Source organism: Arenibaculum sp. (assembly GCF_035998295.1).
In the GTDB taxonomy this organism is placed as follows: Bacteria; Pseudomonadota; Alphaproteobacteria; order Azospirillales; family Azospirillaceae; genus DASYHS01.
The window spans coordinates 79,644-92,443 of record NZ_DASYHS010000070.1; the positions used below are offsets into that span (position 1 = coordinate 79,644).

General features: G+C 69.9%; 11 protein-coding genes. 3 read left to right on the top strand and 8 right to left on the bottom strand.

Annotated elements, in window-relative coordinates; all coding sequences use genetic code 11:
* Positions 1 to 9 precede the first annotated feature (9 nt).
* A complete protein-coding gene (locus VGO20_RS08060; RefSeq protein WP_327501796.1) occupies positions 10 to 1,485 on the bottom strand; it encodes a M81 family metallopeptidase in 1,476 nt (491 codons plus the stop codon).
* Between the two features lie 18 nt (positions 1,486 to 1,503).
* On the bottom strand, positions 1,504 to 2,331 hold the full coding sequence (locus VGO20_RS08065; RefSeq protein ID WP_327501797.1) for an NAD(P)-dependent oxidoreductase: 828 nt from the start codon (positions 2,329 to 2,331) through the stop codon (positions 1,504 to 1,506).
* Positions 2,332 to 2,538: 207 nt separating this feature from the next.
* On the opposite strand from VGO20_RS08065, the gene VGO20_RS08070 reads away from it, so the two are divergent.
* Positions 2,539 to 4,059: a bifunctional metallophosphatase/5'-nucleotidase gene (locus VGO20_RS08070; protein ID WP_327501798.1), complete on the top strand. Its 1,521-nt coding sequence runs from the start codon at positions 2,539 to 2,541 to the stop codon at positions 4,057 to 4,059.
* A gap of 28 nt (positions 4,060 to 4,087) precedes the next feature.
* Here the strand turns inward: VGO20_RS08070 and VGO20_RS08075 are convergent, their stop codons facing one another.
* Positions 4,088 to 5,902 (bottom strand): ABC transporter ATP-binding protein, encoded by a 1,815-nt coding sequence (locus VGO20_RS08075; protein WP_327501799.1) that lies wholly within the window; start codon positions 5,900 to 5,902, stop codon positions 4,088 to 4,090.
* Positions 5,903 to 6,086: 184 nt separating this feature from the next.
* Between VGO20_RS08075 and VGO20_RS08080 the strand changes: the two genes are divergently transcribed.
* On the top strand, positions 6,087 to 7,052 hold the full coding sequence (locus VGO20_RS08080) for a patatin-like phospholipase family protein (protein ID WP_327501800.1): 966 nt from the start codon (positions 6,087 to 6,089) through the stop codon (positions 7,050 to 7,052).
* Positions 7,053 to 7,132: 80 nt separating this feature from the next.
* Positions 7,133 to 7,603 (top strand): RT0821/Lpp0805 family surface protein, encoded by a 471-nt coding sequence (locus VGO20_RS08085; protein ID WP_327501801.1) that lies wholly within the window; start codon positions 7,133 to 7,135, stop codon positions 7,601 to 7,603.
* Between the two features lie 228 nt (positions 7,604 to 7,831).
* Here VGO20_RS08085 and VGO20_RS08090 read toward each other — a convergent pair whose 3' ends face one another.
* The 5 genes from VGO20_RS08090 to VGO20_RS08110 form a co-directional block, all read right to left on the bottom strand.
* On the bottom strand, positions 7,832 to 9,118 hold the full coding sequence (locus VGO20_RS08090; protein WP_327501802.1) for a TRAP transporter large permease: 1,287 nt from the start codon (positions 9,116 to 9,118) through the stop codon (positions 7,832 to 7,834).
* A complete protein-coding gene (locus tag VGO20_RS08095; protein WP_327501803.1) occupies positions 9,115 to 9,612 on the bottom strand; it encodes a TRAP transporter small permease in 498 nt (165 codons plus the stop codon). Before VGO20_RS08095 ends, VGO20_RS08090 begins: the two co-directional genes overlap by 4 nt.
* A 58-nt stretch (positions 9,613 to 9,670) precedes the next feature.
* Complete coding sequence (locus VGO20_RS08100) at positions 9,671 to 10,687, bottom strand: DctP family TRAP transporter solute-binding subunit (protein WP_327501804.1); 1,017 nt, start codon at positions 10,685 to 10,687, stop codon at positions 9,671 to 9,673.
* 101 nt (positions 10,688 to 10,788) lie between these two features.
* Positions 10,789 to 11,772: an alpha-ketoacid dehydrogenase subunit beta gene (locus tag VGO20_RS08105; RefSeq protein ID WP_327501805.1), complete on the bottom strand. Its 984-nt coding sequence runs from the start codon at positions 11,770 to 11,772 to the stop codon at positions 10,789 to 10,791.
* On the bottom strand, positions 11,760 to 12,761 hold the full coding sequence (locus tag VGO20_RS08110) for a thiamine pyrophosphate-dependent dehydrogenase E1 component subunit alpha (protein WP_327501806.1): 1,002 nt from the start codon (positions 12,759 to 12,761) through the stop codon (positions 11,760 to 11,762). Before VGO20_RS08110 ends, VGO20_RS08105 begins: the two co-directional genes overlap by 13 nt.
* Between the last annotated feature and the right edge of the window lie 39 nt (positions 12,762 to 12,800).

The following is a 12,800-nucleotide window of genomic DNA, read 5'->3' on the forward strand; positions in this document are numbered from 1 at the left end:
GCAACCCGGCTATGCGGTCGTCCGGGGGTCGAGCGGGAAGATCGGCCGGCGCAGCTTCTTGAAGTCGAGGGCGCCGTAGTCGGAGGTCGTGACCCCTTCGCCCGCGCATTCGACGACGTGACGGGCGATCGGCCAGAAGCCGGCCCGCCAATGCACGCGCGACTTCAGCATCACGTACTGGCACATCGTCGGGTCGATGCCGAGGCTCAGCAGGCATCCGACGTCCCAGGGCTCGTGATGCCGCTCGATCACGACGATCTCGATCCCGCCGGTGTCGAGCACGACGGTCCGGCCCATCCCGACCCGGACGCCGGTGTACATGGGGCCGCGGATCGTGTACTCGCCGTCGGAGACCACCCGCACGGTGCCGCTCACGCGCAAGGGCTTCGGTTCCAGGCCCAGCTTGGGCATGGCGAGCTTGCCGCCGAGATCGATGGTCACCCGGCTGCCGACGCCCGCGTCGATCATCGTCGCAACCGCGGCGGGATCGTGGATCGCGAACGCGACGGCGTTCCGCAGGCCCTGGCGCAGCATCTCCCCGAGGACGAGCGTGACGTCCTGGGTTCCTCCCGATCCGCAGTTGTCGGAGTGGTCGAGCATCAGGACGGGACCGTCGGCCAGCCGCTTGGCCCTGGCCACGGCCTTGGCCGCCGGCTCGGGATGGTAGACGAACTCGGCCCGCCGGGCCCAGGCCTGGTCGAGAAGGCCCTCGCAGCCGTCCCGCGCCAGCGCCTCGTCGCCGTCGGAGACCGTGACCACGCTCAGGCCGGCATCGCGGATGTCGGCGTGCGGGAAGCCGCCGAACACGCTGGCGGCCAGAAGGCCGCCGCGCTCCAGCCGCCGGGCCTCGGCGACGAGGTCGCGCATCGGCGCATCGTCCGTGCCTTGGCGCATCACATGCGGCAGCATCGGGCGGTTGCCCCAGGTCATCACCGGGGCACGTTGCCCCTCCAGCATGGAGAAGATGATGCCGCCGACCCGCTCACCGGTCTCGAACATGTCGACATGGGGATAGGTCTTGAAGCCCGCGATCGCCGTGGAGTTGCGGACCATCGCGTCCGTCACGTTGGCGTGAAGGTCGAGCGCCACGCCCACCGGGACGTCCGGGGCGATCCGCCGCAGCGCGGCGAGAAGCTCGCCCTCCCCGTCCTGGTGCGTTTCGGTGACCATCGCGCCATGCAGGTCGAGCAGCACGGCGTCGCAGCCGCCGGCGACCGCCTCCAGGATCGGCTCGGTCAGGCGGCGGTAGGCGTCGTCCTCGACCGGTCCGCTCGGCCAGGCTTCCGCCGCCACCGGCGTCACGATCTCCGCGCCCGCCCGGTGCGCCATGTCGATGAAGGCGCCCATGGGGGTCGCCGTGCCGCGATAGGCCTCGTAGGCGGCCGCCCCGAACGCCGGCCCGCCGTTGCCGAAGCGGGACAGGGGCGTCGGGACCGGTGAGAAGGTATTCGTTTCGTGCTTCAGAAGTGCGATGACGACGCGCATTGTTCCTCCTGGACGGCGTCAGGCCGGCTGACGCGCATCCAGGGTCGCCTGTACTTTCGCCGCGATCAAGGCACCGATTCGGATTTCGGGCAGGAGGGCGAGCCCGTCGACCCTTTCGGCGTCGAGGTCGAGCACCGCTCCCCCCAGCCGGCCGCTGCGCAGGGCGGCATTGACCGCCGCGGCATCGACGATCGCCGAATGCGAGGCGTTGACGAGGACCGCGCCGCCCCGCATCTGCGTGATCGTCTCCCAGTCGATCAGTTCGTGCGTCTCCTCCGTCAGGGGGAGATGGACGCTGATCGCGTCCGCCTCGTCGAGCAGGCGGTAGAGCGGCATCGGCTCGACCTGCGTGTCGCGCCACGCCGGTGCTTCCCTGTCGAGCAACGGGTCGTAGGCCGCCACCCTCATGCAGAGCATCTGGGCGCGTCTCGCGACCTCGCGCGCGATGGGGCCGAAGCCGACCAGGCCCAGCAGCCTGCCGTCCGCCGTGCCGTGCACGCGGGCGAGGAGGTCGGATACGGTGCCAGCGGCCTGCCCGGCACGGTCGCTGTCCCGGACATGGGGGGCGGTATGGACCTCGATCCCACGGGCGCGGCACGCATCGGAGTCGACGCGCCCGAGATCGGTTCCGAGGCAACCGATCACCTGAAGCCGCGGAGCCGCGGCGAGCAGTTCGGCATCGATGATCGTACGATCCCCGACGATGAGGGCACGCGCCTCCGCCAGCGCGAATCCCAGCGCATCCAGGTCGAACGCGAGCCGGCGATCGTAACGGATTTCATAACGCAGTCCGAGTTCCCGGACGACGCAGTCCTCCATGGGTTCGGCAATGATGATGTCTGTCACGGCAACCACCGCGGTTGTTCGTATCGAAGTTTAACGGGAAACGTCCCGTTTTGGTTCTTTTCCCGACCATGTCCATTCAGACTAACCCGGCCGGGACCGGTGACAAGCTCCCATTCGCGAAGCGCCCCCTCCGGTCCGACCTGTGCCAGAATTAATACACTCAGGATGCCGGGTACGGCCGGCATCGCGGATCGAAGGGACGCCGACATGCCGTCACGATTGCCGAACGCCCGCATGGCAGCCGCCGCCACGCTCCTCGCCTTCTCCGTCGCCGCCGCCGCGCCGGCAACGGCCGAGCCGGTCACGCTGACCTTCCTCCACGTCAACGATCTCGACCGCATGGAGGAGGACGAGGGCCGAGGCGGCCTCGCGCGGCTCGTATCGGCGATACGCCGGGAAGCGGCCGACGCGCCCGGCGCGATCTTCACCCATGCCGGAGACGCGATCTCCCCCTCCCTGCTGTCCGGCTTCGATCAGGGCGCGCACATGATCGACCTGCTCGACGAAGCCGGCCTCGACGTCATGACCCTGGGCAACCACGAGTTCGACTTCGGCCCGGAGGTCGCGGTCGAGCGGATCGCACAGGCGCCGTTCCCGATCGTCGCGTCCAACGTCGCCCGCGGCGGAGCCCCGCTGCCGGGCACGGTGCCGCATCTCGTCCTCGAACGGGCCGGCTTCAAGGTCGGCTTCTACGGGCTGACGACGCCGACGACGACCCAGCTCTCCAGCCCCGGCGACGTCGAGTTCCGCCCGCTGGTGGAGACCGGCCTCGCAGCCGCCGCGGAGTTGCGCTCCCAGGGCGCCGACCTGGTCGTGGCGCTCGCCCATACCGGGTTCGACGAGGATCTGGCGCTCGTTCGGGCCGGAGCCGCGGACGTGGTCTTGAGCGGGCACGACCACATCCTGGCAAGCTATTACGACGGCAGGAGCATCCTCGTGGAGTCCGCGTCCCAGGCCGACTTCCTCACGGTCCTGGAGGTCGCGATCGAACGGGTCGAGGCAAGCGACGGCACGCGGCGCGTCGCCTGGACCCCGACGGTCCGCACGGTTTCCACGGCCGAGGTCGAACCCGACCCGCAGATGGAGGCCAGCATCGCCGCCTACCAGGAAAGGCTGAGCGAAGAACTCGACGTGCCGGTCGGGACCCTCGCCTCCGCGATGGACAGCCGCCGGGCGGCCGTGAGGGGCGGCGAGGCTGCGATCGGCAACCTGATCGCGGACGCGATGCGCGAGGGCGTCGGCGCCGACGTCGCGATCACTAATGGCGGCGGCATCCGCGCCGACAGGCTCTACGACGCCGGCACGACGCTGACCCGGCGCGACGTCCTGATGGAACTCCCGTTCGGCAACCGGACCGTCAAGCTCGAGGTGACCGGCGCCCAGATCCTGGCCGCCCTGGAGAACGGCGTCAGCCAGGTCGCCGAGGGCGGCGGGCGCTTCCCCCAGGTCTCCGGTCTCACCGTCACCTACGATCCCGCGGCCCAGCCCGGCGCGCGCGTCCGCAACGTGACGGTGGGCGGCGCGGAACTCGTCCCGGGGCAGACCTACACCCTGGCCACGAACGACTTCATGGCGAACGGCGGAGACGGCTACGTGATGTTCCGCGATGCCCGCCGGCTGATCGACGCGGCCGCGGGTTCGCTGATGGCGAGCCAGGTCATGGACCACGTCCAGGCCATGGGCAGCGTGGCGCCGCGAGTGGAAGGCCGGATCACCGCCGCGCAATAGCGCGCGGCCGCAGCGGGGCCGACACGGGTCAGCCCAGGGTCCCGCTGCCCAGCGCCCGGCTGTGCGTCCCGTCGTCGGTCCCGTCCTGGAGGCTGTACAGCCGGGCGTAGACGCCGCGCCGCCGGAGCAGATCGGCATGCGTCCCGGACTCGACCACCCGTCCCCCCTCGACCACGCAGATCCGGTCCGCATCGATGATCGTCGACAGCCGGTGGGCGATCACGAGCGTGGTCCGGCCCTCCTGCAGGCGGGCGAGCGCGGACTGCACGAGGCGTTCCGATTCGGTGTCCAGCGCGGAGGTCGCCTCGTCGAGGAGCAGGATCGGCGCGTTGCGGAGCATCGCGCGCGCGATCGCGATGCGCTGGCGCTGGCCGCCGGAGAGCTTCACGCCGAACTCGCCGACCACGGTGTCGTAGCCGTCGGGCAGATCGGTGATGAACTCGTGCGCCGCAGCGGCCCTCGCCGCGGCGAGGACTTCCTCCTCGGTGGCGCCGATCCGGCCATAGGCGATGTTGGCCCTGATCGTGTCGTCGAACAACGCGACCTCCTGGCTGACCAGCGCGATGCGCGAACGCAGGCTGGCAAGCGTCACGTCGCGCACGTCGATCCCGCCGATCGACACCGAACCGCCGTCCACGTCGTAGAAGCGGGGGATCAGGTTCAGGATCGTCGACTTGCCCGCGCCCGAAGATCCGACGAGCGCGACCTTCGCGCCGGCCGGCACCAGCAGGTCCACCCCGAGCAGCGCGCTCTTGCCGCCGGCATAGGAGAAGCTGACACCCTCGAAGCGGATGTCGTGACGCTCCGGCGCCAGGACGCGCGCCCCGGGCGAATCGACGATGGCGGGACGGGTGTCGAGCACGCCCAGCACGCGCTCGGCGGCGGCGAGACCGGCCTGGAGCTGCCCGTTCAGCTTGCCCAGGCGCTTCATCGGCTCGTAGGCGAGCAGGAACGCCGTAATGAACGAGAACAGGGCGCCCGCGGTCCGCTCGCCGGCGATGACCTGGTAGCCGCCGTACAAGATCACCGTGACGATGGCCACGCCGCTCAGGATCTCGGTCACCGGGGTGGAGACCGCCTGGACGCGGAAGCCTTTGTGGGTCAGTTGGAAGAGCCGGTCGATGATTCCCGCCGCGCGGGTCTTCTCGTACTCCTCCATGCCGTAGGCCTTGACGTGCCGGATGCCCTGGAACGTCTGGTTCAGCACCGATGAGAAATGACCCAGCTCCGCCTGGGTGCTGAACGACACCCGGCGCAGCCGCCGGCCGATGCGGGCGACGAACAAGGCCGCCACGGGGAATACCACGAAGGCGGCGGCCGCCAGCATCCAGTCCTGGTAGAACATGACCGCGACCAGGACCAGGAGGGTGAGGATGCTCTTGAACATCCCCGTCATCACCTCCGCCACCGCGTAGCGCATCACGTTGACGTCGTTGATCAGCTTCGAGACGAGCTGGCCGGCGGCATTGGCGTGGAAGAAGGAGAGGTCGGCATGCAGCAGGTGGGAGTAGAGCCGCCTCTGCACGTCGGCCACGATCGCCTGCCCGGCATGGTTCATCTGGACGCTGTGGCCGTAGGTCGCGATTCCGCGCAGGGTGAAGGTGACGAGAACGGCCGCCGCCACGGGCAGCAGCATCGACTGGTCGCGCCGCTGGAACACGTCGTCGATCACGGGCTCCATCAGCTTGGCCAGCGCCCCCGTGGTCCCCGCCGCCACCACCATCCAGAACAGCGCCGCCGCGAGGCGCCAGCGCTGCGGTTTCATGAACGTCCCGGCCAGCCGCCTGACGAGCGGCCAAGTCGGCGTGTGTCGGCGCGCAAGGGGCTCGTTGGAGGCAGGCACGTCTTCTCGTTTCGATAGGATCGGGTCGGGCGGATCGCGGCCGGAGCTCAGCGCGCCAACATTGCACGCATTCGCGCCCATGCGCCAGTGACCAGCCGGATCGTCGCGGCGATACAGGATCTCCGGTGCCGAAGCACCGGAACCGTCGTAAGATGGGGTATGGTTCCCGTTTGGTCCAGGCGCGATGCACGAACTGGCTACTCCCCTCGGCTCCCATGTCCGTCCTCGCATCGGCCTGGCGCTCGGTGCCGGCGTCGCGCGCGGCTGGGCCCATATCGGCGTGCTGCGAAGCCTGGCCGAGCACGGCATCGTCCCCGACGTCGTCACCGGCTGCTCGATCGGCGCGCTGGTCGGCGGGGTCTATCTCGCCGGGCATCTCGACACGCTGGACGCATGGGCGCGCAGCCTCAACAAGCTGCGGATGATGGGCTATCTCGACCTCAAGGTCCGCTCGGGCGGCCTCATCGGCGGCCAGAGGCTGGTCGCGGAGCTCCGGCGCCACCTCGGCGACGTCCGGGTGGAGGACCTGAAGGCCCCCTTCGTCGCGATCGCGACCGACTTGATCACCGGCCACGAGGTGTGGCTGCGCGAGGGAAGCCTCGTCGATGCCTTGAAGACGTCGATAGCCTTGCCGGGGATCTTCCCTCCCGTGCGCGCCGGCCATCGCTGGCTGGTCGACGGCGCGCTCGTCAACCCGGTGCCGGTGTCGGCATGCCGCGCGCTCGGCGCCGACATCGTGATCGCGGTCAACCTCAACGGCGACGTCATCGGGAAGGTCCGCAAGCCCGGTGCGGGCCCGCCAACCGCCGACGGCGTCGATCTGGAGGCGATCTTGAACGCAGCCGGCCCGGCCAGTCCCCCCTCCCGGCTGGACTTCCTGACCCGGCGCCTGTTTCAACAGGAATACGACGGGCCGAGCCTGGTCGGCGTCATGGTCTCTTCGCTGGGCATCATCCAGGACCGGATCAGCCGGTCCCGCCTCGCGGGTGAGCCGCCGGACGTGCATGTCGTGCCCCGGATCGGGCACATCGGGCTGCTGGATTTCGACCGCTCGCAGGAAGCCATCGCCGAAGGGGCTGCCGCGATACACAGGGCCCTGCCCGAACTCAACGACGTGATCGCCGTCTACGCGCAACAGCATGCGCGCTGACGGCTCCCGCGGAACTCGAAGCGACATGGCTGGTTGAGGTTACCGACCGAATTCGCGTCGACCACCTCAGGGAGTAAGCCATGCCCATCCGTAAGATCGCCATCTGTTCCGCCCTCGCCCTCTCGCTCGGAGCCTGCGCCCAGGACGGCACCGGCGGCATCGACAGCGGCACCATCGGCACCATCGGCGGCGCCGCCGGCGGCGCGCTGCTCGGCTCCCAGATCGGCAGCGGGACCGGGCAGCTCGCGGCCACGGCGGCAGGCACGCTGATCGGCGCCCTCGCCGGCCGCGAGATCGCGGGACGGCTGGCGCCCGCCGAACAGCGCCAGGCAGTGGCGGCGGAACGCACGGCCCTGACCCGCAACGAGGAGATCGCCTGGTCCAACCCGGAGAGCGGGCGCCGCGGCGTCATCGAACCGGTCCGGACCTACGAGCAGAACGGCCGGCTCTGCCGCGAATACGTCCACACCGTCTATATCGGCGGGCAGGCGGAGATGGCCCGCGGCACCGCTTGCCAGCAGCCCGACGGTACCTGGCAGATCGTCGCCTGACCACGACGCGGCATAGCGGATGAAAAAGGGGGCAGCGGTAAACCGCTGCCCCTTGCCGTTTGGCCCCGGCAACTCGAAACGCCGTCCCGGCCGCGCCGATGCCCCCACCGGGCGACCGTCATCCCGTTCACGTAAACAGGCATTCGCCCCGGACGGAAGACAAAAGCCGAGCCGGCGTCCAGCTTTGCGGGCCCTGTGCTCGCGGCGTCACATCCTGCCGACCGGCATTCACAGGTATCCGAGGCGCCTCGGCAGCCACAGCGCCAGTTCGGGAAAGATCACGACGAGCGCCAGCGCGCCGACCATCGACAGCACCAGCCAGGCGATCCAGCCCGTCATGTGCTCCATCGGCACGCCCGCGATCCGGCTCGTGACCATCAGGTTGACCGCCATCGGAGGAGTGAACTGGCCGATGGCGAGGTTCATCGTCAGCACGACGCCGAACCAGACCGGGTCCCAGCCGAACGCCGCCACGAGCGGCTCGAGCAGAGGCAGCAGGATCAGGAAGACCGAGATCGCGTCCAGGAGCATGCCGACCCCGAGGAGCGCGACGTTCAGCAGCAGCAGGACGACGATCTCGTTTCCCGTAAAGGAGAGGATGCCGTCGGCCACGGCGTCGAAGGCGCCGAGCGTGCTGCCCGCCCAGGCGAAGACGCCGGCGAGCGCGATCACGATCAGGATCACCGCCGACATCTCGGCGGATTCCGCAAGCACGTCGCCGATCTTGCGGAAGGTCAGCGTGCGCAGCACCACGGTTCCGATCAGCAGGCCGTAGAATACCGCGACCACCGCGGCTTCCGTCGGCGTGAAGACGCCGAGGCGCAGGCCGCCCAGGATGATCACCGGAGCCAGCAAGCCCCAGATGGCGTCGCGCAGGCTCCTCCAGAACGGCGGACGCGGGCCCGCGCCGGCGAGGCCGAAGCCGTGGCGGCGCGACAGGATGACGACCGGGATCAGGATGGACAGGCCGGCGAGCAGGCCCGGGATCAGGCCCGCGGCGAACAGCGCCGGCACCGAAGCCTGCGGAACCAGCACGCTGTAGATGATGAACGCGACCGAGGGCGGGATCAGGATGGCGGTCGCGGCGGCGGCCGCGATGACGCTGGCCGAGAACGCGGCCGGGTACCCGGCCTTGCGCATGCTCGGGATCATCACGGTCGCGACGGCCGCGGCATCGGCCGGACCCGAGCCGGAAATGCCGCCCATCACCATGCAGACCAGGACCGCGACGACCGCCAGGCCGCCGTTGCGGTCGCCGACGATGGACGAGGCGAAGGTGACGATCTGGCGCGCCACCCCGGCCCGCTCGAAGATCAGGCCGGCGAGGATGAAGACCGGGATCGCCAGCAGCGGGTACTTCGCGACGCCGGCATAGATGTTCGTCGGAACGGCCATGATGCCGAGATCCGCGGCGAGGATCGCGAGCGTGCCGGAAAGACCGAGCGCGACGGCGATCGGCGTGCCCACCAGCAACAGGAGGAGGAAGCCACCGAAAAGCAGCGCGATCGGGCTCATGGCGCGTTCCCCCGGGCCGCGGCGATGGTCCGCATCAGCGCGCGGATCGTGATGACGATCGAAAGGATCGGCAGCCACACCGTGTAGAGCCACACCGGGACGCCGAGGCCGGGCGACGTTTCCTCGAACCGCCAGTTGTCGTAGGCGAACTGCCCGCCGTACCAGCTCAGGAGACCGAACATCACGGCCGCGACGCCCCAGCAGAGCACGCCCGCGACGCGCCGGCGACCGGGGGCGAGTTTATCGACCAGGACAGTGATCCGGATGTGGCGGTCGGTTGCGATCGCCGCCGACGTCCCCAGGAAGGTCATCACCACCAGCAGGAAGACCGAATACTCCTCGGTGAAGGCGAAGGAGTATGCCGTCAGGTAGCGTGCGACGACGTTCGCAAAAGTGATGGCGCACAGTACCGCCATGGCTGCGGCGGCGAGCGCGCGCTCCGGGACGACGCCGCCCCGTTCCACGGGCGCGTCCTCCTCGCGGTCGACAGTCATTTTCGTGACCCGGACTTTGGAGCGCGGGGAGGGCGGCCGCCCTCCCCGCCAGGCGCACTCAGCGTGCGGCGATGCTGTCTTCGGCCTGCTTGACCAGCTCGGGCCCGATACGCTCCGCCCACGCGTCGTAGACCGCACGGGTGGCGTTGCGGAACGCCTCCTTCTCCTCGTCCGACAGGCGGGTGACCGTCACGCCGTTGGCCTCGATGTCCTTCAGGAGGTTCTCATCGCCGTCGGCCAGACCCTTGCGCGCGAGGGCCACCTGCTCCTCCGCCGCCTGCAGCGCAGCCTCGCGGACCGCCTGCTGGTCCTCGGGCGTCCAGGACTCCCAGACCTCCTGGTTGACCACGAAGATCAGCGGGTCGGCCACGTAGCCCCAGAGCGTGACGTGATCCTGCCCAACGGTATGCAGCTTGGCGACCGTGAAGATCGACAGCGGATTCTCCTGCCCGTCGACCGCGCCGGTCGACAGGGCCGGCTGGGCGTCGGCCCAGCTCATCTGGGTCGGGTTGGCGCCCAGCGCCGTGAAGGTGTCGTTGAACAGCGGCGAGCCGACCACGCGCATCTTCAGGCCGCGCATGTCCTCCGGCGTCCGGATCGCCCTGCTGGAGTTGGAAACCTCGCGGAAGCCGTTCTCGCCCCAGGCGAGCGGCACCACGTCCTTTTCCGCCAGCAGCTCGAACAGGCTCTCGCCCACCGGCCCCTTCGTCAGCGCGTCGATCGCCGCATAGTCCGGCATCAGGAAGGGCAGCGAGAACAGGTTCAGTTCCTTGACCTGCGGCGACCAGTTGATGGTCGATCCGACCGCGAGGTCGATGACGCCCTGGCGCAGGGCCGTGAACTCCCGCGTCTGGTCGCCGTTCACCAGCGATACGCCGGGATACATCTTCACGTTGATGCGCCCGTCCGTCTTCTCGCGGATCAGCTCGGCCCAGCGCTCGCCGCCCTCGCCCCACGGGAAGGGCTTCCCGACGACCGTCGACAGCCGGTACTCGTCCTTGTACTCCGCGGCGACGGCGGGCAGTGCCAGCGCGGCCATGGCCAGACCGGCCAGCAGGCTCTTGACTCTCAACATCGGTCTTTCCTCCCTTTGTGTTTGGTTTGGCGCCGGACCACCTTCAGGTGCAGTCCGACGGTCGAGTCATTCTTTGCATGCTCGCGTTGCACCGCATCCTATCAGGCGGCTGCGGCGCGAGCCAACTCGAAGCAGGCCTGCGCGATCCGCGCGGGTTCGATCCGGTAGACGTCCTCCAGCGGCTTGGAATAGGCGACGGGAATGCGGGGCCCGCCGAGCCGGCGGACCGGCGCGCGCAGGCGGCCGTGGAGTTCCTCCGCCACGGTGGCCGCGATCTCCCCGCCGAAGCCGGCGGCCTTGACCGCCTCGTGCACGACGAGCAGCCGGCCCGTCCTGGCGACCGAGTCGAGCACGCGCCCGCGGTCCCACGGCCAGATCGTCCGCAGGTCGATCACCTCGACCTCGACGCCCTGGCGCGCCACTTCCTCCGCCGCCACGAGCGAGTCGTGAACGGTCGCGGACCATGTCACGAGGGTGACGTCGCGCCCCGGGCGGATGACGGAGGCGACGCCGAGCGGGACGACGTGGTCGCCGTCGGGCACCGCCCCGCGCAGCCCCCAGAGGTTCTTGTTCTCCATGTGCACGACCGGGTCGTCGCAGCGGATCGCCGCCGTCAGGAGGCCGAGATTGTCGGCCGGTGTCGCCGGCGCCGTAACCACCAGGCCGGGGATGTGGGCGTACCACGCCTCGAGCGACTGGCTGTGCTGGGCGGCCGACGACCGCCAGAGGCCGATCGGCTCGCGCACGACGAGCGGCACGCGGCCCTGGCCGCCGAACATGTACCGGTTCTTCGCGGCCTGGTTGACCAGCTCGTCGATCGCGCACAGCGCGAAATCCGAGAAACGCATCTCGACGACCGGGCGGGTGCCGACGAGGGCCGCACCGACCGCGGCCCCCATGATGCATGCCTCCGAGATCGGCGTGTCCACGATCCGCTCGGGGCCGAACTCCTCCTGCAGGCCGCGGTACTGGCCGAAGACGCCACCGCGTCCGATGTCCTCGCCGACCGCCCATACCAGCGGGTCCCGGCGCATTTCGTCGCGGAGCGCGCGTATGGCGGCTTCCAGATAGCTCAGTTCGCCCATGCGGCGCCTCCGTTGTCCTGCACGTCGTCGAAAGCGGCGGCCGGCAACGGCCAGGGCGCCGCCTCCGCCGAGGCGGAAGCCGCCGCGATCAGCGCCTCCTCCTCCGCCTCCAGGCGTTCGATCTCCGCGGCGCCGACGCCCAGCGCGAGCAGCCGGTCCCGCGCGCGGCGCAGGGGATCGCGCGTCCAGCGCTCCTCGACCTCCCGGGGATCGCGGTAGGGGGCCGCGTCATGCACGGTGTGGCCCTTGAGCCGATAGGTCTCGCACAGCAGGAAGCGTGGCCCGCCCCCTCCCCGCACTTCGGCGATCAGCGACGCCGCCGCCTCGTCGACCGCCTCCACGTCGTTGCCGTCGACCACGGTCGTCGGCACGCCGAGGGCCTCCGCGCGGGCGGCTATGCCCGGGCCGCCGCTCATGCTGGTGGTGCGCGTCGTCGCCGCCCACCCGTTGTCCTCGCACACGAAAAGGACCGGCAGGCCGAAGGCGGCGGCCCAGTTCAGCCCCTCGTAGAAAGGGCCCCGGTTGGTCGCGCCGTCGCCGAAGAAGCCGACCGCGATCGCGTCCGAGCCCCGCAGCCGCAGCCCCTGCGCGGCGCCCACGATGATCGGTATCCCGGCCCCTACCACCCCGTTGGCGCCCAGCATGCCCACGGAGAAGTCGGCGATGTGCATGGAACCGCCCTTTCCCCCGCAGCAGCCGGTCGCGCGGCCGTACAGTTCGGCCATCATGGTCTCGGCCGCCGCTCCCTTCGCCAGGGTGTGGCCGTGCCCGCGATGCGTGCTGGCGATCACGTCGTCCCGGCGCAGGTTGGAGCAGACGCCCGTCGGCGCCGCCTCCTGCCCGATCGACAGATGGACGGCGCCGGTCACCTTTCCTTCCTTGTGCGCTGCTTCGCACGCCAACTCGAACGCCCTGATCCGGACCATCGTCCGATAGAGGTCCAGAAGACGTGGCGCGGAGTTCTCCCGGTTCGTTTGCGAGGCAACCATGATCCCTCCAGGTCCACATGGCGGACTATCAATGCTGGC